This is a genomic window from Streptomyces sp. NPDC050534 (genome assembly GCF_044457745.1).
GTDB lineage: Bacteria > Actinomycetota > Actinomycetes > Streptomycetales > Streptomycetaceae > Streptomyces.
This window is the reverse complement of sequence record NZ_JBITHF010000006.1, coordinates 441,980-468,237: the sequence shown is the minus strand read 5'-3', so window position 1 is coordinate 468,237 and position 26,258 is coordinate 441,980. Positions and strand designations below refer to the sequence as shown.

27 protein-coding genes are annotated in these 26,258 nt (G+C 71.2%); 10 read left to right on the top strand and 17 right to left on the bottom strand.

The window, feature by feature from the left end; genetic code table 11:
* Positions 1–21 precede the first annotated feature (21 nt).
* The 3 genes from ACIBN2_RS22255 to ACIBN2_RS22245 form a co-directional block, all read right to left on the bottom strand.
* A complete protein-coding gene (locus ACIBN2_RS22255; protein ID WP_399136478.1) occupies positions 22–1,518 on the bottom strand; it encodes an MFS transporter in 1,497 nt (498 codons plus the stop codon).
* A 53-nt stretch (positions 1,519–1,571) separates the two neighbouring features.
* Complete coding sequence (locus ACIBN2_RS22250; protein WP_399136477.1) at positions 1,572–2,552, bottom strand: zinc-binding dehydrogenase; 981 nt, start codon at positions 2,550–2,552, stop codon at positions 1,572–1,574.
* Positions 2,553–2,613: 61 nt separating this feature from the next.
* Positions 2,614–3,774, bottom strand: coding sequence for an NAD(P)-binding protein (locus ACIBN2_RS22245; RefSeq protein ID WP_399136475.1), 1,161 nt, complete (start codon positions 3,772–3,774; stop codon positions 2,614–2,616).
* A 153-nt stretch (positions 3,775–3,927) separates the two neighbouring features.
* On the opposite strand from ACIBN2_RS22245, the gene ACIBN2_RS22240 reads away from it, so the two are divergent.
* A complete protein-coding gene (locus ACIBN2_RS22240; RefSeq protein WP_399136473.1) occupies positions 3,928–4,641 on the top strand; it encodes a pentapeptide repeat-containing protein in 714 nt (237 codons plus the stop codon).
* 23 nt (positions 4,642–4,664) lie between these two features.
* Here the strand turns inward: ACIBN2_RS22240 and ACIBN2_RS22235 are convergent, their stop codons facing one another.
* Entirely contained in the window at positions 4,665–5,165 is a 501-nt protein-coding gene (locus tag ACIBN2_RS22235) for a hypothetical protein (RefSeq protein WP_399136471.1), read from the bottom strand.
* 67 nt (positions 5,166–5,232) lie between these two features.
* Here ACIBN2_RS22235 and ACIBN2_RS22230 point away from each other — a divergent pair, with 67 nt between their 5' ends.
* Positions 5,233–6,630 carry a M1 family metallopeptidase gene (locus ACIBN2_RS22230; RefSeq protein ID WP_399136469.1) on the top strand — a complete coding sequence of 466 codons (1,398 nt, stop codon included), beginning with the start codon at positions 5,233–5,235 and terminating at the stop codon, positions 6,628–6,630.
* A 50-nt stretch (positions 6,631–6,680) separates the two neighbouring features.
* Here ACIBN2_RS22230 and ACIBN2_RS22225 read toward each other — a convergent pair whose 3' ends face one another.
* The 7 genes from ACIBN2_RS22225 to ACIBN2_RS22195 form a co-directional block, all read right to left on the bottom strand.
* On the bottom strand, positions 6,681–8,249 hold the full coding sequence (locus ACIBN2_RS22225) for a M4 family metallopeptidase (RefSeq protein WP_399136706.1): 1,569 nt from the start codon (positions 8,247–8,249) through the stop codon (positions 6,681–6,683).
* Between the two features lie 415 nt (positions 8,250–8,664).
* Positions 8,665–9,192, bottom strand: coding sequence for a GNAT family N-acetyltransferase (locus ACIBN2_RS22220; RefSeq protein WP_399136467.1), 528 nt, complete (start codon positions 9,190–9,192; stop codon positions 8,665–8,667).
* 49 nt (positions 9,193–9,241) lie between these two features.
* On the bottom strand, positions 9,242–9,844 hold the full coding sequence (locus tag ACIBN2_RS22215) for an FMN-binding protein (RefSeq protein ID WP_399136465.1): 603 nt from the start codon (positions 9,842–9,844) through the stop codon (positions 9,242–9,244).
* A gap of 44 nt (positions 9,845–9,888) precedes the next feature.
* Positions 9,889–11,220, bottom strand: a complete 1,332-nt coding sequence (locus tag ACIBN2_RS22210) for a ferric reductase-like transmembrane domain-containing protein (RefSeq protein WP_399136704.1) — start codon at positions 11,218–11,220, stop codon at positions 9,889–9,891.
* 360 nt (positions 11,221–11,580) lie between these two features.
* Positions 11,581–12,201, bottom strand: coding sequence for a Uma2 family endonuclease (locus ACIBN2_RS22205; protein ID WP_399136464.1), 621 nt, complete (start codon positions 12,199–12,201; stop codon positions 11,581–11,583).
* 49 nt (positions 12,202–12,250) lie between these two features.
* Positions 12,251–13,099: a helix-turn-helix domain-containing protein gene (locus tag ACIBN2_RS22200; RefSeq protein ID WP_399136703.1), complete on the bottom strand. Its 849-nt coding sequence runs from the start codon at positions 13,097–13,099 to the stop codon at positions 12,251–12,253.
* 204 nt (positions 13,100–13,303) lie between these two features.
* A complete protein-coding gene (locus ACIBN2_RS22195) occupies positions 13,304–13,765 on the bottom strand; it encodes an ATP-binding protein (RefSeq protein ID WP_399136462.1) in 462 nt (153 codons plus the stop codon).
* Positions 13,766–13,921: 156 nt separating this feature from the next.
* Between ACIBN2_RS22195 and ACIBN2_RS22190 the strand changes: the two genes are divergently transcribed.
* Both ACIBN2_RS22190 and ACIBN2_RS22185 read left to right on the top strand, forming a co-directional pair.
* Positions 13,922–14,764 carry a helix-turn-helix domain-containing protein gene (locus tag ACIBN2_RS22190; RefSeq protein ID WP_399136701.1) on the top strand — a complete coding sequence of 281 codons (843 nt, stop codon included), beginning with the start codon at positions 13,922–13,924 and terminating at the stop codon, positions 14,762–14,764.
* On the top strand, positions 14,761–14,967 hold the full coding sequence (locus ACIBN2_RS22185) for a DUF397 domain-containing protein (protein ID WP_399136460.1): 207 nt from the start codon (positions 14,761–14,763) through the stop codon (positions 14,965–14,967). Before ACIBN2_RS22190 ends, ACIBN2_RS22185 begins: the two co-directional genes overlap by 4 nt.
* Before the next feature lie 54 nt (positions 14,968–15,021).
* Here the strand turns inward: ACIBN2_RS22185 and ACIBN2_RS22180 are convergent, their stop codons facing one another.
* Entirely contained in the window at positions 15,022–15,597 is a 576-nt protein-coding gene (locus ACIBN2_RS22180; protein WP_399136458.1) for a TerD family protein, read from the bottom strand.
* A 191-nt stretch (positions 15,598–15,788) separates the two neighbouring features.
* On the opposite strand from ACIBN2_RS22180, the gene arfB reads away from it, so the two are divergent.
* Together arfB and ACIBN2_RS22170 are read left to right on the top strand one after the other, a co-directional pair.
* The gene (arfB, locus tag ACIBN2_RS22175) at positions 15,789–16,217 is read left to right on the top strand and encodes an alternative ribosome rescue aminoacyl-tRNA hydrolase ArfB (RefSeq protein ID WP_399136456.1); all 429 of its coding nucleotides are present in this window, start codon (positions 15,789–15,791) and stop codon (positions 16,215–16,217) included.
* A gap of 102 nt (positions 16,218–16,319) precedes the next feature.
* Positions 16,320–17,204 carry a sigma-70 family RNA polymerase sigma factor gene (locus ACIBN2_RS22170; RefSeq protein WP_399136454.1) on the top strand — a complete coding sequence of 295 codons (885 nt, stop codon included), beginning with the start codon at positions 16,320–16,322 and terminating at the stop codon, positions 17,202–17,204.
* A gap of 10 nt (positions 17,205–17,214) precedes the next feature.
* Here the strand turns inward: ACIBN2_RS22170 and ACIBN2_RS22165 are convergent, their stop codons facing one another.
* Both ACIBN2_RS22165 and ACIBN2_RS22160 read right to left on the bottom strand, forming a co-directional pair.
* Positions 17,215–17,685, bottom strand: a complete 471-nt coding sequence (locus ACIBN2_RS22165; RefSeq protein WP_399136452.1) for a GNAT family N-acetyltransferase — start codon at positions 17,683–17,685, stop codon at positions 17,215–17,217.
* A 64-nt stretch (positions 17,686–17,749) separates the two neighbouring features.
* Positions 17,750–18,241 carry a flavin reductase family protein gene (locus tag ACIBN2_RS22160; protein WP_399136699.1) on the bottom strand — a complete coding sequence of 164 codons (492 nt, stop codon included), beginning with the start codon at positions 18,239–18,241 and terminating at the stop codon, positions 17,750–17,752.
* 439 nt (positions 18,242–18,680) lie between these two features.
* On the opposite strand from ACIBN2_RS22160, the gene cdgB reads away from it, so the two are divergent.
* On the top strand, positions 18,681–20,339 hold the full coding sequence (gene cdgB, locus ACIBN2_RS22155) for a diguanylate cyclase CdgB (RefSeq protein ID WP_399136450.1): 1,659 nt from the start codon (positions 18,681–18,683) through the stop codon (positions 20,337–20,339).
* Between the two features lie 121 nt (positions 20,340–20,460).
* Positions 20,461–21,408 carry a carbohydrate-binding protein gene (locus ACIBN2_RS22150; protein WP_399136449.1) on the top strand — a complete coding sequence of 316 codons (948 nt, stop codon included), beginning with the start codon at positions 20,461–20,463 and terminating at the stop codon, positions 21,406–21,408.
* Between the two features lie 12 nt (positions 21,409–21,420).
* Here ACIBN2_RS22150 and ACIBN2_RS22145 read toward each other — a convergent pair whose 3' ends face one another.
* From ACIBN2_RS22145 to ACIBN2_RS22135, 3 genes are all read right to left on the bottom strand, one after another.
* Entirely contained in the window at positions 21,421–22,350 is a 930-nt protein-coding gene (locus tag ACIBN2_RS22145) for a 1-phosphofructokinase family hexose kinase (protein WP_399136448.1), read from the bottom strand.
* 114 nt (positions 22,351–22,464) lie between these two features.
* Positions 22,465–23,652, bottom strand: coding sequence for an N-acetylglucosamine-6-phosphate deacetylase (gene nagA / locus ACIBN2_RS22140; protein ID WP_399136446.1), 1,188 nt, complete (start codon positions 23,650–23,652; stop codon positions 22,465–22,467).
* The gene (locus ACIBN2_RS22135; protein WP_399136444.1) at positions 23,652–24,593 is read right to left on the bottom strand and encodes an ROK family protein; all 942 of its coding nucleotides are present in this window, start codon (positions 24,591–24,593) and stop codon (positions 23,652–23,654) included. Before ACIBN2_RS22135 ends, nagA begins: the two co-directional genes overlap by 1 nt.
* Before the next feature lie 158 nt (positions 24,594–24,751).
* Between ACIBN2_RS22135 and ACIBN2_RS22130 the strand changes: the two genes are divergently transcribed.
* Positions 24,752–25,969, top strand: a complete 1,218-nt coding sequence (locus ACIBN2_RS22130) for an ABC transporter substrate-binding protein (RefSeq protein ID WP_399136698.1) — start codon at positions 24,752–24,754, stop codon at positions 25,967–25,969.
* A gap of 33 nt (positions 25,970–26,002) precedes the next feature.
* Entirely contained in the window at positions 26,003–26,236 is a 234-nt protein-coding gene (locus ACIBN2_RS22125) for a DUF3263 domain-containing protein (protein ID WP_399136442.1), read from the top strand.
* Positions 26,237–26,258: the final 22 nt, after the last annotated feature.

Below are 26,258 nucleotides of genomic sequence, written 5' to 3'. Positions count from 1 at the left end.
CCCGGCCTTGTGCGACACCCTTCAGAGCGCCGGCTCCGGTACCGGCTCCTGCGCGCGGGCGCCGTGCCTGGGGGCCTTCGCCGTCACCATCAGGCCCGCCACCAGCCCGGCCAGGAGCATGATGCCGGCGGCCCACCAGATGGCGACCGTGTAGCCGTGGACGACGCCCTCCTTGAGGATCAGGGCCTTCTGCGCCGGGTTGTGCAGGTGGGCGGTGATGTAGGCCGCGCTGCTGCTGGTGGCGATCGTGTTCAGCAGGGCCGTGCCGATCGAACCGCCCACCTGCTGCGAGGTGTTGACGGTCGCCGAGGTCACGCCGGAGTCCTGCGGGGCGACGCCCGCGGTGGCGGTGGCGAAGACCGGCATGAAGGTCAGGCCCATGCCCAGGCCCATCAGGAGCAGCGCGGGCAGGATCTCGGAGGCGTACGACGAGTGGACCGTCATCCGCGTGAGGAGGACCATGCCGCCCGACGCGAGGATCATGCCCGGGACCATCAGCGTCCGCGGCGCCGCCCGGTTCAGCAGCCGGGCGGAGATCTGGGTGGAGCCGATGATGATCGCGACGGTCAGCGGCAGGAAGGCCAGGCCCGTCTTCACCGGTGAGTAGTCGAGGACGGCCTGGAGGTAGTAGGTCATGAACAGGAACAGGCCGAACATGCCGATGGTGGCGAGCGCCATGGTCAGGAAGCAGCCGGCGCGGTTGCGGTCCTTGACGATGTGGAGCGGGAGCAGGGGCATGGGCGCCCGGGTCTGCCACCACACGAAGGTGGTGAGAAGTACGACGCCCGCCGCGAACAGCCCGAGCACGAGCCCGTCGCTCCAGCCTCGCGACTGGGCCTCGCTGAAGCCGTAGACGATCGCGACCAGTCCGCCGCAGCCCAGCAGCGCGCCGGGGACGTCGAGGCGGGCGCCCGCGCGACCGGGGCGGTCGTGGAGCAGGGCGAAGGCGCCGAAGACGGCGACGATCGCGATGGGGACGTTGACGTAGAGGCACCAGCGCCAGTTCAGGTACTCCGTCAGCAGGCCGCCGACGATGAAGCCGATCGCCGATCCGCTGCCGGCCAGGGCGCCGTAGATGCCGAACGCCTTGCCGCGCTCCTTGGGGTCGGTGAAGGTCGTCGTCAGCAGGGACAGGGCGGAGGGGGCCAGCACGGCGGCGAAGGCGCCCTGGAGAGCGCGGGCGCCGAAGAGCATGCCCGAGGAGGTGGCGGCGCCGCCGAGTGCGGAGGCGGCGGCGAAGCCGACCAGGCCGATGACGAACGTCCGTTTGCGGCCCACCAGGTCGGCGATGCGGCCGCCGAGCAGGAGCAGTCCGCCGAAGGCCAGCGTGTACGCCGTGATGACCCACTGCCGGTTGCCGTCGGACATGCCCAGGTCGCTCTGTGCGGACGGGAGGGCGATGTTCACGATCGTCGCGTCGAGCACGACCATGAGCTGTGCGAGCGCGATGATCACCAGACCCCACCAGCGGCGGGGGTCGGCGTCCGCGGGAGCTTCACCTGTCCGGGTGTCACTCATCCGGTCAGACCATGGTTCGGTGCGTGTCGCATCCTCGGAGGCTTCGTGCCTGGTCATGGCTCCAGTACCACCTTTCCTGTCGTGGCGCGCGTTTCGAGTGCCCTGTGGGCGGCCGCCGCGTCGGCGAGCGGGAAGCGCTGCACGGCGGGGCGGAGGCGCCCCGCGGCGGCCTCGGCCAGAGCGCGCAGCTCCAGGGTCTGCAGGGGGTCGGGGCCGCCGGCCCTGCGCATCATCACGGGGCCGAGGACCTGTTCGGACACGCCGTCGACGAGGTAGGGCCGCCCGTCGCGGATGCCCTCGGAGGACCAGCCGAAGACGAGGTGCCTGCCGCCGGGACCGAGCAGGCCGGTGGCGTGGCGGGCGACCTCGCCGCCCACGCCGTCGAAGACGATCGTCGCGGGCCGGCCACCCAGATGGGCGCGGACCTTGTCCGGCCAGGCGGGGTCGGCGTAGTCGGCGGCGAGGTCGGCGCCGTTCGCCCGCACGCGTGCGGCCTTCTCGGGGCCGCCCGCGAGTCCGACCACCACCGCGCCGGCGTTCTTCGCGTACTGCACGAGCAGCGTGCCGATGCCGCCGGCGGCCGCCGTCACCACGGCCACGGAGTCCGGGCCCAGCTCGGCGAACTGCACGATCCCCATCGCCGTACGGCCCGTGCCGATCATGGCGACCGCCTGGGCCGCGTCCAGGTTGGCGGGGATCTCGTGCGCCCGGTCGACATCGACGACGGCCAGCTCGGCGTAGCCCCCGGGCGCGAACCCGAGATGGGCCACGACGCGTTTGCCGAGCCACAGCGCGGCGACCCCCTCGCCGAGCGACTCGACGACGCCGGCGACCTCGCGGCCCGGGACGGTGGGCAGGCGGGGCGGCTCGGGCATCGGTCCCCGCAGGCCCTCGCGGAGTGCGGTGTCGAGCAGGTGCACCCCCGCCGCCTCGACGGCGACACGGACCTGGCCGGGGCCGGGTGCGGGATCGGCGACCTCCTCGTGGCGGAGGTTCTCGGCCGGACCGAAGGCGTGCAGACGGACGGCGTGCATGGTGAATCCCCCAACTGTTCGTGAGAGCCCCGCTTGTTCGTGAGAGCCCCACTCTTCAACCTCAAGCTTGCTTGAGGTCAAGGGAGCTGTGGCCGAGGGCCAGGGAGACCGCGGTGAGGGCGCTGTTGAAGGAGACCTCCGACAGGACGCCGGGGGCCGCGACCTGGTCACCGGCGAGGTAGACGCCGTCACCGCGGTCGATGGCGGGCCGGTCGCGCCAGCTGGTGCCGGGCAGGTCCACGGCGCCGGTCCGGCCGTTCGCGACGGACTCGCGCCGCCAGGTGACGCGCTCGCGCCAGCCCTCGAAGGCGAGGTCGAGAAGCTCCTCGGCGCGGGCGACGCCGTCGGCCTTCGACTCGTACGGGGCGATGGGGATCTGCCCCTGGATCAGCTGCTCCCCGGCCGGTGCGAGGGAGCGGTCCTGCGCTGTGAACCGCTCCAGCCAGCCGGGGGCGTCGAGGTCGGACACCACGAAGGCGTCTCCGCGCCGGGTCCGCACGGCGAGGTCGATCAGTGCCGTACGGCCGCCGGTCCAGTGCAGGGAGTCGTCGCGGAGCAGCCGCCGCGCCGCGTCGAGGGAGGTGGCGACGACCACGGGACCGCCGGCCGGCAGGGTGTCGACGCGTGACAGGGTCTCCATCCGCACGCCCAGATTCCAGGCCCGCGCGGCCATCCGGTCGATGACGCTCGCCCAGCCGCCGCGCGGGTAGTGCGCCTCGGGCGGCAGCTTGGTGGCCCGGCGCAGCCGCTCCTGCACGAAGGCGGCGGACAGGGCGCCCGGGTCGTGGTGGAAGAGGGCGACGGCGGAGTAGTGGGCCGCGGCACGGGAGCCCTCCTCGCCCGCGATCCGCGTGGCCCAGCTCATGAAGTCGGTGTCGGCGGGCGCCTGCTGGAGCCCGTGGCGCAGCAGCTTGAGCATCGCGAAGGGCGGGGTGCGGCGCAGCGCGCCGTGGTGGCGCAGCCGCAGCCGGGCCGCCTCCAGGGGCGGGATCGGGGCGAGCGCGCCGAGCAGATCGCGCTGCCTGAGCCAGGACCAGTGCGGGCCGCCGCTGTAGAGGGCGTGCGGTCCGTCGTTCGTCCGGTACGGGCCCTCGGCCGTGCGGGCTCTCCCGCCGAGCGTGTGATGGGCCTCGTACACGGTCACTTTGGCGCCCGCCTCGGCAGCGGTGACGGCCGCGGTCAGTCCGGCGAGACCGCCGCCGATGACGGTGATGCGGTGCATGGGTGGGGGTCTCCCTCGGGTGTCGGACCTCTGGTGGGGCGCCTTGTGCGGCCGCCTTTCGTGGATACGACGGTTCCCGGCACCCGGAATGTGACAACGGCCGCGTTTTGCCTGGTCAGAGGGATTGTCAGTGGCGGGGTGCAGGATGAGGCCATGGCGAGGAGAGCGGCGGGTGGTCCGGGTGCGGCGAGCGGCGGGGGAGGCTCCCGCGGGCCGGCGGTGAAGGGGGCGCGGCGCCCCGAGGTGCGGCTGCCACCGCTGGAGCCGTTCGGGGGCGCGGAGCTGGAACCGGACGGGGACTACGACGGGCTGGAGTTCCGCGAGGCGGACCTCGCCGGGCAGGACGGCGGGGGCGCCCGCTTCATGGACTGCGCGCTGACGGGGTGCGCGCTGGACGAGACGCGGCTGCGCAAGGCCCGCATCCTCGACTCGGCCCTGACGGGGCTGAGAGGCGTCGGCACGGACCTCGCCGAGGCCACCCTGCGTGACGTCGAGCTGATCGACGCCCGTCTCGGCGGTGTGCAGCTGCACGGCGCCGTCCTGGAGCGGGTCGTCGTCCGCGGCGGCAAGATCGACTACCTGAACCTGCGCACGGCCCGGCTGAAGGACGTCGTCTTCGACAACTGCGTCCTGGTGGAGCCCGACTTCGGCGGCGCCGTGCTGGAGCGCGTCGAGTTCGTGGACTGCGTCCTGAAGGAGGCGGACCTCACCGCGGCGGTGCTGAAGGACGTGGACCTGCGGGGCGTCGTGGAGCTGGGGATCGCGCGGGGCGTGGACCGGCTCGCGGGGGCGGTGATCAGTCCGGCGCAGCTGATGGATCTTGCGCTGGTGCTGGCGGGGGAGATGGGGATCCGGGTGGAGGGCTGAGGCTTCTGCCGGTCAGGCCGGCGTCACGGGACCCGGGGGAAGCGCGCCTGAAGCGTCCAGATCGCCGGGTTCTCGCCCAGGTCGTCGTGCATGTCCACCAGATCGGCGATCAGGTCGTGCAGGAAGTCCCGTGCCTCGCGCCGGAGTTCGGCATGGGAGAAGGTCAGCGGCGGCTCCTCGCCGGGCATCCAGTCGGCCTCCACGTCCACCCAGCCGAAGCGCCGCTCGAAGAGCATCCGGTCGGTCGACTCGGTGAAGTCGAGCTCCGCGTACTGGGGACGCGAGGCGCGCGATCCCGCCGGGTCCCGGTCCAGCCGTTCCACGATGTCGCACAGCGCCCACGCGAAGTCGAGCACCGGCACCCATCCCCAGGCTGTGGACAGTTCCCGGTCCGCCTTGGCGTCGGCGAGATACACGTCGCCGCAGAACAGGTCGTGCCGCAGGGCGTGGACGTCCGCGCGGCGGTAGTCGGTCTGCGGGGGGTCCGGGAAGCGGTTGGAGAGGGCGTAGCCGATGTCGAGCACGTACGGAATGGTGTCACGCCGGCCGGACCGTACGGGACGGCCCGCGGGCCGTCCTAGGATCGCATCCGTGCCCCGATCCGTACCGGTTGTCCCGGCCGCCGTCCTGCTCGTCCTCGCCCTGACCGCGTGCGACGCAGGTGTGCACGGCACCCCGGGTGGCTCCGGCGTGCACGACCCGTACTTCCCGAGGGCCGGCAACGGCGGGTACGACGTCGGCCACTACGACCTGAGACTCGCCTACGACCCCGCCCGCGGCCACCGCCTCACCGGCACCGCGACCATCACCGCCCGCGCCACGAAGGATCTCTCCGCCTTCGACCTCGACCTCAAGGGGCTGCACGTCGACGACGTCACCGTCGAGGGCCGGCCCGCCCGCTGGAACCGCGCCGGGCAGGAGCTCACCGTCCGCCCGCACGACGACCTCGCCGACCACGAGACCTTCCGCGTCACCGTGCGCTACTCCGGCACCCCGCAGACCCTCACCGACGCCGACGGCTCCCACGAGGGCTGGCTGCGCACGGCAGACGGCGCGCTCGCGCTCGGCGAACCGGTCGGCTCGATGACCTGGTTCCCGGGCAACCACCACCCGTCCGACAAGGCGACGTACGACATCGCGGTCACCGTGCCGAAGGGCCTGCAGGCCGTCTCCAACGGGGAGTTGACGGGCGAGACGAGCTCCAAGGACCGGACGACCTTCCGGTGGCACACCGCCGAGCCGATGGCGAGCTACCTGGCCACGGTGGCCGTGGGCCACTACGACGTCAGCCGGTACACCGCCGGCAAGGACAAGCTGCCGGTGTACGTCGCCGTCGACCCGGCCCAGACGAAGGCCAGCCGGAAGGTGCTCGCGAAGATCCCCGAGATCATGGCGTGGGAGGAGTACAACTTCGGGCCGTACCCCTTCTCCTCCACCGGCGCGATCGTCGACCGGCCGCAGGACGCCGAGTACGCCCTGGAGACCCAGAACCGGCCCGTCTTCCCCGGCGCCCCCGACACCGTGACCCTCGTCCACGAGCTCGCCCACCAGTGGTACGGCGACTCCGTCACGCCGAAGACCTGGCGGGACATGTGGCTGAACGAGGGCTTCGCGACCTACGCCGAGTGGCTGTGGGACGAGGACCACGGCGGCCACAGCGCGCAGCACACCTTCGACGAGCTCTACGCCCACGGCGAGGACGACTACCCGGACCTGTGGGCCTTCCCGCCCGGGAGGCCGAGCGGCGCCGCCCACATCTCCGACGACCCGGTCTACGCCCGCGGCGCGATGGTCCTGCACAAGATCCGGCAGACGGTCGGCGACGACACCTTCTACGACATCATCCAGGGCTGGGCCGCCGCCCACCGCCACGGCAACGCCGACACCGCCGAGTTCACGGCGTACGTCGAGAAGAAGGCGCCGGACAAGGACTTCGGCCCGATCTGGAAGACGTGGCTGTACGGGGAGGGGAAGCCGGACCGTCCGTGAGGAGGCCGTCCGAGGGACGGTCCGGCGGTTCAAGTCCCCGGTCGGCGACGTCAGTTGACGTTGACCGCCTTCCAGGCCGCGGCCACCGCGTTGTACTCCGTGCTGCCCGCGCCGTACAGGTCGCTCGCGGCCTGGAGCGTTCCGGTGCGGGCGCCCGCGTAGTTCGTCGACGAGGTGAAGTACGTGGTCAGCGCCCGGTACCAGATCTGGTCGGCCTTGTCGCGGCCGATGCCGGTGACCGTCGAGCCGTCGTAGGTCGGGGAGTCGTACGAGACCCCGTTGACGGTCTTCGCGCCGCTGCCCTCGCTCAGCAGGTAGAAGAAGTGGTTCGCGACGCCGGAGGAGTAGTGGACGTCGAGGCGGCCGACGTTGCGCGACCAGTAGTCGGCCGAGCCGCCGTCCTTGCTGGGCTTGTCCATGTAGCGCAGCGGGGTGCCGTCGCCGTTGATGTCGATCTTTTCGCCGATCAGGTAGTCACCGGGGTCGGACGAGTTGTTCGCGAAGAACTCCACGGAGGTGCCGAAGATGTCGGAGGTGGCCTCGTTCAGGCCGCCCGACTCCCGGCTGTACTTCAGCCCGGCCGTCGCGGCGGTCAGGCCGTGGCTCATCTCGTGGCCGGCCACGTCCAGTGCGGTGAGCGGGTGGTTGTTGCCCGAGCCGTCGCCGTACGTCATGCAGAAGCAGTTGTCGTCCCAGAAGGCGTTGACGTACGCGTTGCCGTAGTGGACGCGGGAGTAGGCGGCCTTGCCGTCGCCCGCGATGCCGTTGCGGTTGAAGGCGGACTTGTAGAAGTCCCAGGTGACGGCGGCGCCGTAGGCGGCGTCGACGGCGGCGGTCTGGCGGTTGGCCGGGGTGCCGTCGCCCCACTTGTCGTCGGCGTCGTGGAAGAGGGCGCCGGTGCCGGTGGTGCCGCCGTTCAGGTCGTACGTCTTGTGGCCGCCGCGCCCGGCGTCGATCAGGTCGTAGCCGCCGGAGGCGGAGGCGGTGGTGCCGATCGTCACCGTGCCGCTGTACTCGCTGGTGCCCGTGCCGGTGTCGACGGCCTGGTACTCGTAGATCTTCTTGCCGGTGTCGGCGTCCGTGACGACGTGCAGCTCGCTCGGGGTGCCGTCGTCCTGGAGGCCCTTGACGACGGACTCGTAGGCGAGGACGGGCTTGGCGCCGGCGGCCCAGACGACCTTCCGGGCGGTGGCGGAGGTGAGCTTGGAGGAGCCGGCGGAGTCCGCGGCGGCCTTCAGCGCGGACTTCTTCGCGGTCGCGGCGGAGACGGCGGCGTCCGTGGACGCCACGGATATCCGGGCCTTCGCCGCCTTGCTGACGCCCTTGAGGGCGCCGCTTCTCGTCACGTGGGTGACCAGGTCGCCGCCGAGGACGGGCAGGCCGGCGTACGTGCGCTCGTAGCGGGTGTGGACGGTGCCGTTCGCGTCCTTGACCACATCCTGCGCGATGAGCTTCTCCCGGGCGCCGAGCCCGAGTTCACGGGCCGTCGAACCGGCGCTCTCCTGTGCCGACTTGAGCGCGGCGGCGCGGGCGGAAGCGGTGAGGGGAACTGCGGTGGCGCCGCTCGTGTGGGTGGGGGCCGCGGTGGCGGCGCCGTTCTGCAGGGCGAGCACGACCATGGCCGCCGAGCCGATCAGGGCGGCGGTGCGCAGGACGGGGCGATGCTGACTCACTCGGTCTCCTTAGGGCTGGCCTCATGGTTGGGGCACAGGTGGGGCACAGAGTTGCGGCGAGCGAGGAGAGGGTGACACCCGGACCGGCCTGTTTGTCAGGTCACCATCAAGAATCTTTACGAGATCGTGTCCGAAAGACGTGATGGGGAATCCGCTATACGGACGAGGTGGACCGGGTCAACTCCATGTTGGTTAAGCGAAGTTGGGGCGCGGAACGTCACACCCGGCGGTCCGCGAGCACCACCTGCAGCTCGCGGAGGGTGGCGTAGACGTGCTCGAGTACGTCCGACAGCTCCTGGGGCGCGCAGATGAGAGCCGACTCGCGGACCTCGTCAGTGGTCGCGTGCGGCCGCGTCGCCGGTCACTCGGCCGGGGTGGTGAGTTCCTTGCGCAACACCGTGCAGGGGCGGCCCAGTTGGAGGTCTGTGCGGCGGTCGATCGGGTGGTAGCCGAGGGTGGTCCAGAAGGCGAGGGCCTTGGGGTTGTTGTCGAGTACCGCGAGGCGGGCGGCGGCGCGGCCCGCGTCGCGGAGGCGGTCCTCGACGAGTGTGGCCAGCCGGCGGCCGAGGCCCTGGCCGTGCAGGCCCGCGTCCACCATCAGCAGGCCGATCCAGGGGTCCGGATCGGACGGGTCGGGGTGGTGGGCGAGCGTGATCGCGATCCCGGCCAGCCGGCCCTCGCTGCGGGCGAGCAGCACCTCCACGTCCGGGTTCGCCAACTCGTCGGCCAGCGCGGCCGCCACCTGCTCCGGCCGGATGTCGTCCGGGTCGGGGAAGTCGCCGCTGAGCGCCTGGAACGCGCGGTTGGAGGCGTAGAGGGCGGTGACTTCGGTGAGGATCGGGGCCGGGATGTCGTGGTCGGGGGTGAGGGGGAGCGGCTCGAGGATCATGTCGGGCAACCTATCCGCACGCGCGGGCGGCAGCGCCTGATCCGCGCGCTCAGACGCCGGCCCGGTCCAGGGCGCTCTGCAGGGACTGCCGGTAGCCCGCGCTGGTGTACGAGGCTCCCGACACCGAGTCGATGCTCGCGCTCTGCGCCTGCAGGGTCTCCTGGTTGAGCTTGGGGACGGCCGTGGAGTTGATGTCCTTGCTGCGTGCCGCCCCGTCCGGGTACTGAACGGCGCTCGCCCCGGTGATCCTGCTGCCGGTGAGGGTGATCCGCACCTGGACGGGGCCGTACTGCGTCTGGGCCGTGGCCCCGGTGACGGTGCGGGTCGTGGGGGCGGCCGCGGTGGTCTTCGGGGCGGAGGGGGCGCTGCTCGTCCTCGTGGGGGCGGCCGTCGCCGGGTGCGACGCGCTCGGGGAGGAGGCGGCGCGCTTCTTCGCGGGCACCTTCGACTTCGACGGCGAGGCCGACGCGGACGGGGAGGGCGAGGCCGCGGACGGGGAAGGGGACGCGCTGGCCGTGGCCGCGGGCGCGGGGGCGTCGGCCCGCGCCAGGCCCGGGTCCGTGGTCGGCTTCAGCGCGAGCAGCAGCACGATGCCGGAGACGGTGCCGACGGTGGCCAGCAGCGCATGGCGGAACGGATGCTTCTTCCTCATAGGAGTCCCAGCGCATCGATGGCAACAGCTGTCACAGGCCCACCTCAGAACTCGAACGACTCGTGGTGGATACGGCGGTGCGGGACCCCCGCCTCGCGCAGGGCGGTGTACGACTCCTCGGCCAGGCCCGGCGGACCGCACAGGTACACGTCGTGGCGGGCGATGTCCGGCAGGATCCGGCGCAGCATCTTCGCGGTGATCGCGGGCCGCCGCCCGTCGGGGCTGTTGACCGCGTAGAGCAGCTGGGCGCCGCGTTCGTCCGCGATCGCCTCCAGTTCGTCCCGCAGCGCCAGCTCCTCGGCCGTGCGGGCCCGGTAGAGCAGGGTCAGGTCCCCGGAGGCGGCGGGCAGCGTCTCGAACAGGGCGCGCAGCGGGGTGATGCCCGCGCCGCCCGCGAGGAGCAGCACCTTGCCGCGGCTGCGGCGGGCCGCCGTCATCGCGCCGTACGGGCCCTCCGCCCACACGCGCGTGCCGGGCCTGAGGCCGGCCAGTGCCGCGCTGTGCCCGCCGGCGGCCTTGACGGTGATCCGCAGCAGGTCGGGGCGGGGCGGCGCCGAGAGGGAGTAGGGGTTCGCGGTCCACCGCAGGCCCTTGGTGAGGAACCGCCAGCGGAAGAAGTGGCCGGCCTCGGCGCCCAGCCGGTGCAGCCGCTGCCCGCGGATCAGCACGGAGACGACACCCGGCGCCTCCTGCACCACCGCCTCGACCCGCATCCGGTGCCGGAGGTTGAGCCGCACCGGAGTGAGCACGCGGAACCACAGCAGCAGGGCGCCGACCGTGAGGTACAGGGCGTACCAGGCCGTTCGGGCGGCCGCGTCACCGACGAACTGGTCGCCCGTCGTCAGCTGGTGCCAGAAGGCGAGGTAGACCGCGGCGTAGGTGAGCAGGTGCAGGTAGTACCAGGTCTCGTAGCGCATGCGACGCCGTACGGCACCGGCGGACACGAGGCCGACGAGGAGCAGCAGCAGGGTGCCGACCGCCGCCTCGATCATGTCCGGGTAGCCGGTGACGACGGAGACCGTCTGCGCCACGACGCCGGTGTGCGCCTGCAGGGCGTATCCGTAGAGGATCAGCACGACGTGGGCGAGGATCAGCGAGAGCGCGTAGCGACCGCTGCGCGCGTGCCAGCGCACCACACGGTCGGAGCCGACCCGGCGTTCGAGCGCGGGGACGCGGGCCATCTGGGCGATCACCAGGGCGATCGCGTAGCCGGCGAGCAGTCCGGTGATGCGGCCCGCGTTCACCAGCCGGTCGGCCGTGGTCGCGGCGACGGCGGGCGTGCCCCGCCACCACAGCCACACCACGGCGGCGGCGCCCGCCCAGGAGAGCAGGAGCAGGGGCGTGGCGGGCGAGCGCCGGGGACGGATCCGGCGCATGGCCTGCCGTCGTCCCGCCCGGCTGTGCTGGATGGTCGTCAAAGGCCGCACTTCCGTTTGCTTGCCTGGGTGCCCGGCACCGTACCTCGGCCCAGTGGCTGAAAACAGTCCGTGCGGGCATGGTGCGACTTCGCAGGATCCGCGGCGGGAAGGGTTGTACGAGGGCCCACTCCCCGGCATCCACCTGCTCCAGCGCACCGGCGGGATCGAGTGTCACAGTCGCCGTTGCGCCGTGTCCGCCCGCCTGTTCAGGACACACTCGGGTCGTCACCCGTGGCTGCACTCGCTGCCCGGCCCCCGATTCCGCTGTGACCAACGTCACCCACCGGGGGAACAGGGGTCACCGCGTATCGAGCCGGCCTACGCGGATGGCTCGTGACCGGTGCCTTCGTTCTGGTAGCGCGGCAGGTCGGCCGTGGAGATCGTCCAGTCGGCGATGGTGACGTCCTCGCCGTAGACGAAGTCCTTGCGGGTGGCGTAGCGCGGGCCGTCGGGCGTGGGGTGGATGTCGGTCAGGACTGCGCCCTCGCCAGTACGAGGGTCGAAGATCGCGTAGGTGGGGATGCCGATCAAGGGATAGTCGCGCAACTTGCCGACCCAATCGTTGTCCGGGTTGGACCGGGAGACGACCTCGATGGCGGCGATGACGGCACGGGGGTCGATGGATCCCTCGACGTTCAGGTTGGCCCATGCGATCACCATCACATCCGGGTGTCGCATGATGCCTTCCGGCTCGTCCTCCACATCAGGTGTGCCGTTGTGCGCCAGCAACTCGTCCGGCATGACTTTCTCCAGACGGCGGCTGACGTGGGCAGCCGTGACCTCGTGGGGCCCTCCCGGCGACATCATGTCGTGAACGATCCCATTCTTGGTGATCTCGAATTTTCCGGGCAACGCGTCGTCCATCGACTGAACAAAGTCCCGCATGGCCCGGTACAGGTGGGAGACGCCCTGTCGCGCGTTGTCCGAGGCGATGGTCATGGCGCTCGCTCCTCGTCTCTGCCCAGGGGCAAGGATCGTCACGTCCATGCTAGGCGGCCTCCGGTAGATCGGATCGGCAGTCACCGCACCGGCCGGGCGTGGGAGCGCGGAAGGCGCGGTCGCAGCCGTCGCAGTTGCGGAGGGGGTGACGGTCGGCGGGCGGTGGTGGGGCCGGGGCGCGGAACGGCGGTGGGGGCGGTAGTTGGGTCGCGAGGCGGTGGGCCAGGAGGGCGGCCGGGCGGCAGAGGGATTCTCGTGGAAGGTCTGTGGTCAGGGCTTCGCGTACGGCGGCAGCGGGCACGTCGCGCTCCAGCCACGCGGCGACGCCGGGGGCCAGGTGGGCTGCGTCGCGCTCGGCGAGCAGCAGGCGTCTGTCGTGGCGGCGGAGGTCCGCCACGAGGTCCGTGGCCTGCTGGATGAGGGTGGGGGAGGGGCAGGAGGGGCTTGGTACCGGCGGGAGGGGCTTGGGCGCCGTCTTCTTCGGGCGGGGCGTCCCGAGGGGACGGGACGAGTCGGCGCCCCTGTCGTGGCCCGGCCGGTTGCAGGAGACCGTGCGGGTGACGAGGCGGCCGTGGCCGACGCGTTCGCGGGTGCGGCGCAGGTAGCCGTGGGCCTCCAGCTCGCGCAGGGCGGCGGCGATGCGGGTGGTGCCCTCGGGGAAGCGGGCGGCGAGGGTCTTGATGTCCACGCGGGCGCCGGCCGGGAGCGACTGGATGTACACGGCCAGTCCGATGGCGAGAGCCGACAGCTCCGGGTGCTGGGCGAGGTGGTTGCCGATCACCGTGAAGCGGGAGGTGTGGCGAGCGTTGTCGTGGACGAGACCACCCGCGTGGGGGTGGTTTTTACCCGTGATACGGGACTGGGCGTGCGGGTGCGCGCTAGGGTTTTCGGTGTCCATCAGGAAGTTGTTGCCTTCCTCGGTGGTCAGGCCCTCGCATCGGGATGCCAGTCCCTGCGAGGGCCGTTGCATGTTTGCGGTTGTGTTGCGGCGAGCGTGGAGCAAGCAACCGGGCCGAAATCCAGCTGAGTTGGCGATGTTCACCGGGGCGGGTGAGAGGCGTCTCGGAGGCGGGAGGAGGGGTGGGGTTTGGTCCTGGTCCTTTCACCGTCGTGGTCCTTGGACCAGGCCGTCCGTGGCACCGAAGCGCGGATTTCCGGGGGCCGGTGGGAGGGCTACTTCGGCCCACACCGTCTTGCGTGGGGGCAGGCCCGGCGCAACGCCCCACTTGTCCGCGAGTGCGTCCACGAGCACGAGGCCGCGGCCTGACTCGGGTTCCGCGGACGGGGGTTGGGGCTGCGGCAGACGGTCACCCCGGGTGTCCGTGACCTCGATGCGGAGGGTGTCTGCGACGACGTAGAGCGTGAGGCGGAAGTCACGTCCCGGTACGCGGCCGTGCGTGGCCGCGTTCGCCGCCAGCTCGGCCACGACGTGCTCCGCCGGGTCCAACGGCAGCCCCCAGATGCGAAGTTGCTCCGTGGCCAGCAGCCGGCCCAGGCGGGCCCCGCGTGGTGTGGGGGAGAGCTGGACCGTGAAGTTCCGGATGACGGCGGTTTCTTGATTCACGTCACTCAGCGTGGCGCTGCGTGCCTACTGTGAACAGTGACGAGTCAGGTACGTACGGTGACTGTCCGGAGCTTGTCCGGTGCTGTCCGGGCTGTCGGCAACAGCCGTACGGGTAGGGGGCGTCGCGGGTACGAACGTGCGGCGGAGGGGTGCGGGATGAGTGTGGACGGCGAGGCTGTCGAGCCGGGTTGGGAGGTCGACCCGGACGACGAGTGGGGCGTGGCCGTGATCGCGACGGTCGGTCGCCAGCTGAAGCTGCGGCGCGAGGCGGTGGGGATGCGGGCCGCCGAGTTCGGCGAGGCCGTCGGGTACGGCGAGGACCTGGTCTACAAGGTCGAGGGCGGGAAGCGGATTCCCCGGCTCGAGTATCTGGACAGGGCGGACGAGGTGCTGGGCGCGGGTGGGCTCATCGCCGCCATGAAGGAGGACGTGAGGAAGGTCCGGTATCCGAAGAGGGTTCGGGAACTGGCCAAGTTGGAGGCGCTGGCGGTGGAGATCGGTGTCTACGAGTGCAGCAGCGTCAACGGCCTGTTGCAGACGCCGGATCACGCCAGGGCCGTGATCTCCGCGGCCCAGCCGCCCTACTCGCCGGACGACGTGGAACGCATGGTGACTGCCCGTCTGGCCAGACGGTCGGTTTTCCAGCGCGACCCGGCCCCGGCCCTGCACTTCGTGCTGGAAGAGGCTGCACTGCGCCGTCCCCTCGGAGGCACAATGGTGTGGCGAGGGCAGCTCGAACATCTCCTGGAGGTGGGGCAGCTGCACAACGTCGTGCTTCAGGTCATGCCGTTGAACTGCGAGGTCCATTCCGGCTTGGACGGGAGCATCGAGGTGCTGAAGTTCCCGGACGGTACAGCCGTAGGGCGCTCCAACGGCCGCCCGACATCGGATCCGAAGCAGCTCCGCATCCTTGAACTGCGGTATGGCACCATCCGGGCGCAGGCTCTCTCACCAGGGGAGTCGTTGGCCTTCGTCGAGCAACTGCTGGGAGAGACATGATCCGCAAGTCTGCTGCCGGGGACGTCCCCGACCTGGCGTGGTTCAAGAGCAGTTACAGCAGCGGCAACGACGGCAACTCCTGCGTCGAAATAGCTACCGCCCCCGGAACCGTCCACGTCCGCGACTCCAAGCACACCTCCGGCCCCCGCCTGGCCTTCGCCCCCGCCGCGTGGGCGAACTTCGTGCCGCACCTCAAGGGCTGAAACGCGGGAGCCCCCGGCCGTACGGCCGGGGGCTCCCGCTCGGTGCAGCGTGCGTCAGACGTTCACGCCGAAGTCCTGGGCGATGCCCACCAGGCCCGAGGCGTAGCCCTGGCCCACCGCGCGGAACTTCCACTCCGCGCCGTTGCGGTACAGCTCGCCGAAGACCATGGCCGTCTCCGTCGCCGCGTCCTCCGAGAGGTCGTAGCGCGCGATCTCGGTGCCGCCGGCCTGGTTGATGATGCGGATGTACGCGTTGCGGACCTGGCCGAAGTTCTGCGAGCGGTTCTCCGCGTCGTAGATCGAGACCGGGAAGACGATCTTGTCGATGTCGGCCGGGAGGCCGGCCAGGTTGACGTTGATCGCCTCGTCGTCGCCCTCGCCCTCACCGGTGCGGTTGTCGCCGGTGTGGACGATGGTGCTGTCCGGGGTCTGCTTGTTGTTGAAGAACACGAAGTGGCCGTCCGAGTAGACCTTGCCCTGCGTGTTGACCGCGATGGCGGAGGCGTCGAGGTCGAAGTCCGTGCCGGTGGTCGTGCGGACGTCCCAGCCGAGGCCCACGGTGACGGCGGTCAGGCCCGGAGCCTCCTTGGTGAGCGAGACGTTGCCACCCTTGGACAGGCTTACAGCCATGGTTGGGAGTCCTTTCCCTCGTATGTGTACGGCAGTACGTGCCGCACGGGCAGTACGGCACGAAGCTACAGCTACCTGTATGAACGCCAGCAGGGGTACAGAAGGTTCCGCCTCTCTTTACTTTCTTTACCGAACTTGCGGCGAACGATAATCGCGTGACGTGTGCGGGTCAGCCGCGCGACGATGGGGGCATGTCCGGTCCCTATGTCATCCGCGGCTCGGTCTCGCTCCCCGAGGCCGAGCTCATGTGGCGTTTCTCGCGGTCGTCGGGGCCCGGCGGCCAGCACGTCAACACCAGCGACTCGCAGGTGGAGCTGCGCTTCGACCTGGCGAACACGGAGGCGCTGCCCGAGACGTGGAAGCGGCGGGCCCTGGAGCGGCTGTCCGGCCGGCTCGTCGACGGCGTCGTGTCCGTCCGCGCCTCCGAGCACCGTTCGCAGTGGCGCAACCGTGAGACCGCCGCGGTCCGCCTCGCGTCGCTGCTCGCCGAGGCGACGGCCCCGCCGCCCAAGCCGCGCCGGGCGACCCGGATCCCGCGCGGGATCAACGAGCGGCGGCTGCGGCAGAAGAAGCAGCGCTCGGACACGAAACGGGGGCGGTCCGGGCGGGACTGGAGCTGAAAGCGAACTCCCACCGGCTGTCGTGGTACGTCCTTTGTCACATCCGCGGCCTCCCGTTCGTCAAGTCGTCGGCAGGGGAACGGCGGGCGAGGAGCTGTGGCGATGAACGAGAACGGAATTCCCGGCGGGGACGGCGCGCGTAATGCGGCGGAGAACGAATTCCTCGCCCGCCGATTCGAATCCCACCGAAGTCATCTGCGTGCCGTCGCCTACCGCATGCTCGGCTCGGGCGCGGAGGCGGACGACGCCGTGCAGGAGGCATGGTTCCGGCTGAGCCGTTCCGACACCCGGCAGGTCGAGAACCTCGGGGGCTGGCTGACCACGGTGGTCGGCCGGGTCTGCCTGGACATGCTGCGCTCCCGCAAATCCCGTGCGGAGGAGCCGCTGGAGACCACCGATCGCGTGGCGGACGCCGCCGTCGCGGGGCCCGAGCAGGACGCGCTGCTCGCGGACTCCGTGGGCGTCGCGCTGCTCGTCGTGCTGGAGACGCTGTCGCCCGCCGAGCGGCTGGCGTTCGTCCTGCACGACCTGTTCGCGGTGCCCTACGAGGAGGTCGGGGACATCGTCGGGCGCAGCCCGGTGGCGGCGCGGCAGCTGGCCAGCAGGGCGCGCCGCCGGGTGCAGGGCGCGGACGTGCCCGACCGCGACCTGGCGCGGCAGCGGGAGGTCGTGAACGCGTTCCTGGCGGCGGCGCGGGAGGGCGACTTCGAGGCGCTGGTCGAACTGCTCGACCCGGACGTCGTCGCGCGCACCGACGTCGGCGTCACCTCGGGTGCGCAGGGCGTGGCCAGGGGCGCGGCGAGCTTCGCCCACTTCGCGTACGTGGCGCGTCCCGCGCTGGTGGGCGGCGCCACCGGCCTCGCGGTCTTCCTGGAGGACCGTCTCGACCGGACCCTCGCCTTCACCTTCGTACGGGACCGCATCGCCGTGATCGAGATCGTGACGGACCCGGAGCGGGTCGCCGCGCTGGACGTGGAGCTCGTCTAGCCGGGCTCCGCTAGTGCAGCTCCAGGACGCCTACCGTCTGGCCTCCGCTCTGTTCCCCGGTGACCTGGAAGCCGAGTCCCAGGTAGAAGCCCTCCGGGCCGTCGGGGCCGGGGTGCCATGTGACATAACACCGCTTCCCGCCGCGCCGGCGGATCTCGGCGGCGACGGACTCGACGGCGAACCGGCCGTAGCCGCGACCCTGTTCACCGGCGGCGATGTTGAGCCGCCACAGGCCGGAGCGGTGGACGGTGCCGTCGCCGTGCCAGTCGATGTCGAGGAAGGCCATCAGGAAGCCGACCGGGCGGTCGCCGTCGACGATCAGGCGGGGCCAGGCAACCCCGGGCGGGCGGACGTACGCCTCGGCGAGCGAGTGCGCCACCGGCTCGACCGCGTGTTCCTGGTCGGGACGGATGCGGATGCCGAGCGCGGCCTCGAGATTGTGAGGGGTGATCTCCTCGAGGCGGGGACCGGTGGTCGTCATGCGCGCACCCTAGGCGGCATCCACGCGCGCGTGCCACGGAATTTGCACGTCAGGGGAGTATGCGTCAGCTCAACTGCCGGTAGCGGCCGCGGAAGTAGGCCAGCGGGCCGCCGTCCGCGCTCGGCACCGACGCCGTCAGCACCCGGCCGATCACCAGGGTGTGGTCGCCGGCCACGACCCGCTGCTCGGTGCGGCACTCCAGTACGGCCAGGGCGCCGCGCACCAGGGGCGCGCCGGACACCTCGCCGCGGGCGTAGGGGATGTCCTCGAAGAGCAGGCGGTCGCTGATGCGGCCCTTCATGGCGAAGCGGCCGGCGATGTGGCGCTGGCTCTCGGAGAGCACCGAGACCCCCCACAGGGGCTGTTCGTCGAGCAGGTCGTCCATGCGGGCGCCCGTGCGCAGGCTGACCATCACCAGGGGCGGGTCCAGGGAGACCGACATGAAGGACGTCGCCGTCATGCCGACGTCCTCGCCACCCGGCGCCGACGGGTCGTCGGGGTCCAGCGGCGGCTCCTGGGCCGTCACCAGGACCACGCCCGCGGCCAGTCGGGACATCGCCGCGCGGAACTCGTCGTTGCTCACCCCCTCAGCATGCCCGGAGGCGGACTGAGCAGTGATCGGGAATGCGGCAAGGGAAGTGTTCGGCACACGGGAAACGCTAATCTCCGCTCCGCGCGGGCCGCATCGGGCCCCGGTCCGAGAACGGACCTAGGTCCGCCGACCGAGCCCGGGAAGGAGTTGTGACCGAGCGCGTACGCTTGTGCGTCATTCCCACATAGTCACAAAGTTTGCGTTCGGTAAACGCACAGGGAAAACGCAGAAACACCACTCAATTGTTCATCTTTGGCTGTGACTTGAGTCACAAGGGCCACTAATTGTTGACCCTGTGTACCGAGTGGGCAGCGCGCTGTGATTCAGTGGCTGGGAAGCTGCCAGGAACGATACGCCGATGAGAACCCTTGATTCACTGCGAGGTCTCGGGGGGAGGGCGAGCATGGAGACCGAGTCGGAGCCGTACGTCCGCCTTGCGACTCTGCGGCAACTGCACGAGGTCATGGCTGACATGAACACGGCCCGAAGCCTGGCGGACACACTGCAGACGGTCGCGGAAGGCGTGGTCAAAGGTCTCGGTTACGAGCTGGCGTGCGTCAACCTCGTCCGCCCCGACAGCGACCTCGTGGTCGCCGCCTTCGCGGGCAACGCGGCGGCGGAGGCGCTCATCACGGGCCGTGTCGGCTCCCGGGAGTCCTGGGAGCGCCGGCTGAGCATGGGCGAGCACTGGGGCGACCTGGTCTTCATACCGCACACCGAGGGCTGGGTCCTCGACGACGACGACGTCCCGCAGTGGTACACCGACGGGCCCGCGCCCCGCTTCGAGGACGAGTGGCACCCCTCCGACCGGCTGTTCGCCCCCATGTACACGCCCGGCGGCCCGGGCGGCTCATGCGGCGAGCTGATCGGCGTCCTGTCCGTGGACCGGCCGCGCAACGGCCGCAGGCCGGGCGCGTGGGGACGGGAAGCGCTCCAGATGTACGCGTTCCAGGCGGCCATCGCGATCAGCAACGCGCGCCTGCGCGCCAACATGCAGCGCGCACTGGTCAGGCTCGAACGCGAACAGCAGGCGCTGCGCGCCAGCGAGGAGAGCTTCCGTCAGGCGTTCGAGTACGCCCCCTCCGGCATGGCCATCGCCGAGATGGGCGGCGACCAGCACGGCCGGATCCTGCGCACCAACGACGCGCTGTGCCGGCTGCTCGGCCGCCCCGCCTCCGCGATGCGCCGCTACTCCTTCTCCGACCTGGTCCACCCCGAGGACATCGGCACGCTGCTGCGGACGTCCGCCGAGGGCGGGCGGGCCGAGCTCAGGCTCGGGCGCCGTGACGGCACCTACCTCTGGGTGTCGCTGCGCAACAGCGTCGTCGCCGACGCCGCGGACGGCCCCCGTTTTCTCCTCACGCACGTCGAGGACATCGAGGAGCGCAAGCGCCGCGAGCTGCAGCTCGCCCACCGCGCCTCGCACGACTCGCTCACCGGCCTGCCGAACTCCGCCGAGCTGCGTACGCGGCTGTCCTCGCGCCTGTGTCATCGCCCCACGCATCCCGGTGCGCTGGAGTCCCTGGACGCGGCCTACGGCCACCCGGCCTTCGACGCGAACGGCCACGGCTTCGACTTCCGGCCGGGCGGCGGTGTCGAGGTGTTCGACGGCTTCGACCACCATGTGCACACCGCCGCGCCGGCGAACGACCACGACGACGGCACCAAGGGGCTCGCGGTCCTCTTCTGCGACCTCGACGGCTTCAAGTCGATCAACGACCGGTTCGGGCACAACGCCGGTGACGCGGTGCTCATCGAGGTCGCCCGGCGGCTGTCGCGCGGCGTGCGCGACGGCGACACGGTGGCGCGGCTCGGCGGTGACGAGTTCGTGGTGCTGGCCGACGGGCTGGGGCGGGCCGACGCGCAGGACCTCGCGGTCCGGCTGCGCAGCGAGATCATCCAGCCGATCCGGATCGACGGCCGGGCCATGCGGGTGGGCGCCAGCTTCGGCATCGGGTGGGCGCACTGTGGAATGACTGCGGACGAAGTGTTGAAGTCTGCCGACGAGCGGATGTACGTAGAGAAACGATCTCGTCCCAAACAGCACAGACGCGCGGGTTGATCACCAGGTCAGCGAGGCGATGCGATCCGAGTCACCCGTTTGGGCCACCGGGAGCGGGTAGGCTCGCCATTCTGACCCCACCGATCGCACCCGACCCGCACCTGCTGAGGAGTACCAAGGGATGACGTCCGGCAACAACGGCGCCAGTACGCCCGAGGACGACGACCCGTTCGGCTACCTCTACGCCGACGGGCAGGCCAACGGAGCCCAGCCGCCGTCCGGCGGTGGCTACGGCTACCCGAACTCCGTCAACAGGGTGCGTGCGGTCGGCCAGCGGCAGTACGGCCAGCAGACGGCCGCCTACGGCCAGGTCCCGCAGCAGCCGACCGCCTACGGCTCGCCGAGCGCCCACTACGCGGCGCCGGAGACCCTGCCGGGCGGCGGAGCCCCCACGGCCCCGGTGCAGCAGCCCTCCCACACGGGCGGCGGCCGCAGCGGCGGCCCCAACACCAAGGGCCTGCTGATCGGCGCGATCGCGGTGGTCGCCGCGGTCGTGATCGGCATCGGCGTGGCGATGATGGGCGGCGACTCCCAGAAGGACAAGGCGAGCGGCAGCTCCTCCGGCGCCCCGTCCACCTCACAGAGCTCGCAGCCGAGCCCGTCCAACAGCAACAGCGCCGCCGCCGAGCAGGACCTGCCGACGATCGACGCGAAGGCCCTGCGCCTGGACGGCGGCACCACCACGGCGTCGGACGTCAAGGGCGCGAAGGCGGACGGCGGGGTGTACGTGACCGGCTTCAACGCGGTCGGCGCTTCGGTCACGTGGACGGTCAACGGCATCCCCAAGTCCGGCAAGTACAGCGTGTACGTCGGGTACAGCGTGCCGGGCAAGGACGGCACCGCCACTCTCACGGTCAACGGCACGGCGTCCAAGACGCCCGTCGACCTGAAGAACTGGGCCGGCGCCGGCGGGGGCGACTACGAAAAGGGCTGGACGAAGACCTACAACTGGGTACAGCTCAACAAGGGCACGAACACCGTCAAGCTCTCCTGCGAGCAGGGCAACCAGTGTGACGCTCTGCTGGACCAGATGTGGCTGGTCAAGGGCTGGGTCGACTCCAGCAGTTGAGCCTCTCGGGCGTCACGCCGCGCTGACCTCCTGCGTCACCGTCACTCGCCCCACCAGTTCCTCGTACGCCGCCCGGTCGAAGTCGCCGGCCACCGTCGACAGGACCGTCGCCGCCGACAGCGCCACCGCGCGGGAGAGGCGGGTGGGCCAGGGGAGTTGGTCCACCAGGGCCGAGAGGAGGCCGGCTACTGCTGAGTCGCCGGCTCCGGTGGGGTTGCCGTGGAGGCGGGCCGGGGGAGTGGCTCGCCAGCGGCCCTCGGGGGTCACCGCCAGCAGGCCCTGCGTGCCCAGGGACGCGACCACCGCGCGGGCGCCACGGCGGCGTGCGTCCTGGGTGGCGCGCGAGGGCTCGTGGGAGCCGGTGAGTTCGGCCAGTTCGTCGGCGTTCGGCTTCACGATGTCCGGGCGGGCCGCGACCCCCCGGCGCAGTGGCTCACCGCTGGTGTCCAGGAGGACGGGGACGGCGGCCGCCTTGGCGGCCCGTACCAGGCCCGCGTACGCACCCACCGGCACGCCCGGCGGCAGGCTGCCGCACAGTGCCACCGCGGACGCCGTCGCGAGCAGGTCCTCGTAGGCCTCCTGGAAGGCGCTCCACTCGGCGGGCGCGATGGTGGGGCCGGGTTCGTTGAGCTGGGTCGTGTCGCCGGTCCGTTCGTCCACCACCGCGATCGTGCGCCGCGTCCGGCCCTCGACCGGTACGAGCGCGTCCACCAGCCCCGGCGTGGCGGTCAGCCCGTCCTGGACCGTGCGGCCCGTGGCGCCGCCCGTGAAGCCGGTGACCGTCACCTCGTGTCCCAGCGCCGCGAGCACCCGCGCCACGTTCACGCCCTTGCCGCCGGGCCGTTCGATCGCCTCGGTGACCCGGTGGGTGGCGTGCGGCTTGAGCGCCGGCACGCGGTACGTGATGTCGAGAGCGGTGTTCAGCGTGACCGTGAGAATCACCCGTGCCGACCTCCCCCCGAAGATGGATCTGTCCGTCCGGAAGGTGATCATGCCAAACGGACGGCGGCCGTCCCAGTCTCCCAGGACAACCGCCGCCCTCAACAGCGGGACAGATCACCCCAGTTGCGGATCGATCACCCATTCGCCCCGGCGCATCACGCCCTTGAGGTCGAAGTGCTCGTCGAGGACCACCAGGTCGGCGTCCTTTCCGGGCTCCAGCGAGCCGACGGTGTCGTACATGCCGAGCAGCTTCGCCGGGTTGGCCGACATCGCCGCGACCACGTCCCGCACCGGCAGCCGGTCCACGGTCACCGCCCGCTTGAACGCCCGGTCCATGGTGAGCGTCGAGCCCGCGATCGAACCGCCCTCCACCAGCCGCGCCACACCGTCGCTGACCTCGACCTCCAGCGGGCCGAGCATGTACCTGCCGTCGACGAAACCGGCCGCGTCCATCGCGTCTGTGATGAAGGCGACCCGGTTCGCGCCCGCGTGATGGAACGCCAGCTGGAGGGAGGCCGGGTGCAGATGCGTGCCGTCGTTGATCAGCTCGACCGTGACGCGCTCGTCCTCCAGAAGGGCCGCGATCGGGCCGGGCGCCCGGTGGCCGATCTGCGGCATCGCGTTGAACAGGTGCGTCGCGACCGTGGCACCGGCCTCGATCGCCGCCGCCGTCTGCTCGTACGTCGCGTCCGTGTGCCCGACCGCCGCGATCACGCCGTGCTCGGCCAGCAGACGCACCGAGTCGATGCCGCCCGGCAGTTCGGTGGCCAGCGTGACCATCTTGGCCCTGCCGCGTGCCGCGTCGATCAGCTTGCGCACCTCCGCCGGGTCCGGGTCGCGCAGCAGCACCTCCGAGTGGGCGCCCTTGCGGCACGGCGAGATGAACGGCCCCTCGAAGTGGATGCCGGCGATGTCCCCCTGCTCCGCGAGCTCGCTCAGCAGCCCCGCCCGCTGGGCGAGGAAGTCCATGTCGCCGGTGACCGTCGAGGCGACGAGCGTGGTCGTGCCGTGCAGCCGGTGGGTGTGAATGCCCTTGAGGACCTCCTCGACCGTGCCCGAGGTGAAGGAGGCTCCGCCGCCGCCGTGGTTGTGGATGTCGACGAAGCCGGGCACCACGTAGTGGCCGCTGACGTCGATGACCTGGGAGTTCTCGGGAGCCGCGGCGGCGATGCGGGTGCCGTCGACGGCGACGCGGCCGTCGGTCACCGTGCCGGTGGGCAGTACCACCCGGCCGCCGGTGAGTACCTGCGGGTGCGTCGTGGCTGGTCGCGCAGTTCCCCGCGCCCCTGGGGCAGCTGCCATCAGGTGGTTACCTCCGTGCGGTCAGTTGTAGTGAGGAGGTCCCAGGCCATGAGGCCGGCACCGAGACAACCCGCCGTGTCCCCCAGTGCCGCGGGGACGATCGACGGCAGTTTTTGGAAGGTGACCCGCTGCCGGACGGCGTCCCGCAGAGGCGTGAACAGGGTCTCCCCCGCCTCCGCGAGGCCGCCACCGATGATGAGGGTGCGCGGGTCCAGCAGGGTGAGGGCGGTGACCAGGCCGTCGGCCAGGGCGTCGATCGCGTCCTGCCAGACCCGGACGGCGTTCGGGTCACCGGACGCGACGGCCTTCGCGCAGTCCGCGGCGTCCGCGTCGGGGTCGCCGCAGGCCGCAGCCCACGCCTCGCTGACGGCCGCCGCGGAGGCGTACCGCTCCAGGCAGCCGGTCTGCCCGCACGGACAGGGGCTGCCCCCCGGCCGCACGACGATGTGGCCGATCTCGCCGGCGAAGCCGTGCGCCCCCGCCTCCACCCGGCCCGCGATCCCGATGGCGCCCGCGATGCCGGTGCCGAGGGGGATGAACAGGAAGCGGTCGGCGCCCTTGCCCGCCCCGATCCGGCCCTCCGCGAGGCCGCCGGTGCGCACGTCGTGGCCGAGGGCGACCGGGACGCCGAGCCGTGCGGACAGCCGGTCGCGCAGGGGGACGTCGCGCCAGCCGAGGTTGGCCGAGTAGGAGGCGATGCCCCGGTCGGCGTCGACGATGCCGGGGACGGCGACGCCGGCCGCGGCCGCGGGCTCGCCGAAGCGGCCGGCGCCGTACGCGCTGAGCTCGGCGGCGAAGTCGAGGATGGTCTCGACGACCGCGTCCGGCCCGCGCTCGCGCCCGGTCGCCCGGCGGGCCTGATGCAGCAGCTCGCCGTCGGCCGCCACCAGTGCGGCCTTCATCCCGGTGCCGCCCACGTCGAGGGCGATGACATGTCTCACGGGGGACAGTGTGGCCCCAGGACCCGCAAGAGGTCTAGTCCACTCACGTGGTGTAGACCTGTCGTGTCCACATATTGAACAGCGAGACAGCAGGGTTGGGGTCACAAGCAGTGCAGCGGCGTAGGACAGGAATGATCGCGGCGGTGTCCGCTCTGGGCATGACGGCGGTCCTCGGTGGCTGCGGCCTCACCGGCGGATCGGGGGACGTCACCCTGAGACTGGTCGCCGCGGACTACGGCGACTCCGCCGCCAACAGCTCCCAGAAGTACTGGGACAACCTTGTCAAGGAGTACGAGAGCAAGCACCCCGACGTGAAGGTCGAGGTCAGCGTCTACTCCTGGAACGACGTCGACCGCAAGGTCAAGGAGCTGGTCGACGCCGGCAAGGAGCCCGACATGGCGCAGATCGGCGCGTACGCCGACTACGCCGACAAGGACCTGCTCTACACGGCCGACGACCTGCTCTCCATCACCGCGCAGGCCGACCTCGCCTCCCAGCTCGCCACCGCGGGCCAGGTCAAGGGCGTGCAGTACGGGATGCCGTTCGCTGCCTCCACGCGGCTGCTCTTCTACAACAAGACCCTCTTCAAGCGCGCCGGTCTCACCCCGCCGAAGACCTGGACCGAACTCGCCTCCGACGCCAGGGCGCTCAAGCAGCAGGGCGTGAAGTACCCGTACGCGCTGCCGCTCGGCCCCGAGGAGGCGCAGGCCGAGACGATGCAGTGGCTGCTGAGCGGCGGCGGTGGCTACACCGACGACGTCGGCACCTACGGCATCGACTCCGCGCAGAACGTCCACACCTTCGACTGGCTCAAGGACGACCTGGTCGACAAGGGACTGACCGGTCCCGTCGCGCCCGGCAGGCTCAACCGCGCAGCCGCCTTCGCGGCCTTCGCCAACGGCGACGTCGGCATGCTCAACGGCCACCCCTCGCTGATGAAGATCGCCGCGAAGAAGGGTGTGAAGTTCGGCATGGTGCCGATGCCCGGCGCCGACGGCGAGAGCAAGAACGCGATGGGCGTCGCCGACTGGATGATGGCCTTCAAGAAGAACGGCCACGCCCAGCAGGTCGGTGACTTCCTCGACTTCGTCTACAGCACCAAGAACGTGCTCGCGTTCTCCCGCGAGTACGACCTGCTGCCGGTCACCACCTCCGCATCCGAGGTCATGAGCGCGGACAAGCGGGACGCCGACCTCAAGCCGTTCCTCGACCAGCTTCCGCTGTCCGAGCTCTACCCGGTCGGCAACACCTCCTGGGCGCAGGTCGCCGCGGCCGTCAAGAAGGACATAGGCAAGGCGGTCGCCCCGAACGGCAGCCCCGAGGCCACCCTCACGCAGCTGCAGTCGACGGCGTCCATGGCGGAGAGCGCGCAGTAGGCGCTGTCAGTGCCGGGGGCTACGGTGCAGGGCATGGAGCAGGAGCAACTGGACGACCGCGAGCAGGCCGTTCTCGCCCTGGAGCGCAGGGGCTTTTCGGGGCCGGGCGCGAAGGAGCGCGCCATCCGCGAGGAGCTGGGCCTGGCCCCCGTCCGCTACTACCAGCTGCTGAACGCCCTCCTGGACGACAAGAGGGCGCTCGCCCACGATCCGGTGACGGTGAACAGGCTGCGGCGGGTCAGGGAACAAAGACGGGCGGAACGCTGAAGGGGGCACCCCCGGCTAAGGT

Coding starts and splice junctions, on each gene's coding strand:
- ACIBN2_RS22255 (WP_399136478.1), bottom strand. CDS start 1,518: ATGAGTGACACCCGGACAGGTGAAGCTCCCGCGGACGCCGACCCCCGC.
- ACIBN2_RS22250 (WP_399136477.1), bottom strand. CDS start 2,552: ATGCACGCCGTCCGTCTGCACGCCTTCGGTCCGGCCGAGAACCTCCGC.
- ACIBN2_RS22245 (WP_399136475.1), bottom strand. CDS start 3,774: ATGCACCGCATCACCGTCATCGGCGGCGGTCTCGCCGGACTGACCGCG.
- ACIBN2_RS22240 (WP_399136473.1), top strand. CDS start 3,928: ATGGCGAGGAGAGCGGCGGGTGGTCCGGGTGCGGCGAGCGGCGGGGGA.
- ACIBN2_RS22225 (WP_399136706.1), bottom strand. CDS start 8,249: ATGGTCGTGCTCGCCCTGCAGAACGGCGCCGCCACCGCGGCCCCCACC.
- ACIBN2_RS22220 (WP_399136467.1), bottom strand. CDS start 9,192: ATGATCCTCGAGCCGCTCCCCCTCACCCCCGACCACGACATCCCGGCC.
- ACIBN2_RS22215 (WP_399136465.1), bottom strand. CDS start 9,844: ATGAGGAAGAAGCATCCGTTCCGCCATGCGCTGCTGGCCACCGTCGGC.
- ACIBN2_RS22210 (WP_399136704.1), bottom strand. CDS start 11,220: ATGCGCCGGATCCGTCCCCGGCGCTCGCCCGCCACGCCCCTGCTCCTG.
- ACIBN2_RS22205 (WP_399136464.1), bottom strand. CDS start 12,201: ATGACCATCGCCTCGGACAACGCGCGACAGGGCGTCTCCCACCTGTAC.
- ACIBN2_RS22200 (WP_399136703.1), bottom strand. CDS start 13,099: ATGGACACCGAAAACCCTAGCGCGCACCCGCACGCCCAGTCCCGTATC.
- ACIBN2_RS22190 (WP_399136701.1), top strand. CDS start 13,922: ATGAGTGTGGACGGCGAGGCTGTCGAGCCGGGTTGGGAGGTCGACCCG.
- ACIBN2_RS22185 (WP_399136460.1), top strand. CDS start 14,761: ATGATCCGCAAGTCTGCTGCCGGGGACGTCCCCGACCTGGCGTGGTTC.
- ACIBN2_RS22180 (WP_399136458.1), bottom strand. CDS start 15,597: ATGGCTGTAAGCCTGTCCAAGGGTGGCAACGTCTCGCTCACCAAGGAG.
- arfB (WP_399136456.1), top strand. CDS start 15,789: ATGTCCGGTCCCTATGTCATCCGCGGCTCGGTCTCGCTCCCCGAGGCC.
- ACIBN2_RS22170 (WP_399136454.1), top strand. CDS start 16,320: ATGAACGAGAACGGAATTCCCGGCGGGGACGGCGCGCGTAATGCGGCG.
- ACIBN2_RS22165 (WP_399136452.1), bottom strand. CDS start 17,685: ATGACGACCACCGGTCCCCGCCTCGAGGAGATCACCCCTCACAATCTC.
- ACIBN2_RS22160 (WP_399136699.1), bottom strand. CDS start 18,241: ATGTCCCGACTGGCCGCGGGCGTGGTCCTGGTGACGGCCCAGGAGCCG.
- cdgB (WP_399136450.1), top strand. CDS start 18,681: ATGGAGACCGAGTCGGAGCCGTACGTCCGCCTTGCGACTCTGCGGCAA.
- ACIBN2_RS22150 (WP_399136449.1), top strand. CDS start 20,461: ATGACGTCCGGCAACAACGGCGCCAGTACGCCCGAGGACGACGACCCG.
- nagA (WP_399136446.1), bottom strand. CDS start 23,652: ATGGCAGCTGCCCCAGGGGCGCGGGGAACTGCGCGACCAGCCACGACG.
- ACIBN2_RS22130 (WP_399136698.1), top strand. CDS start 24,752: ATGACGGCGGTCCTCGGTGGCTGCGGCCTCACCGGCGGATCGGGGGAC.
- ACIBN2_RS22125 (WP_399136442.1), top strand. CDS start 26,003: ATGGAGCAGGAGCAACTGGACGACCGCGAGCAGGCCGTTCTCGCCCTG.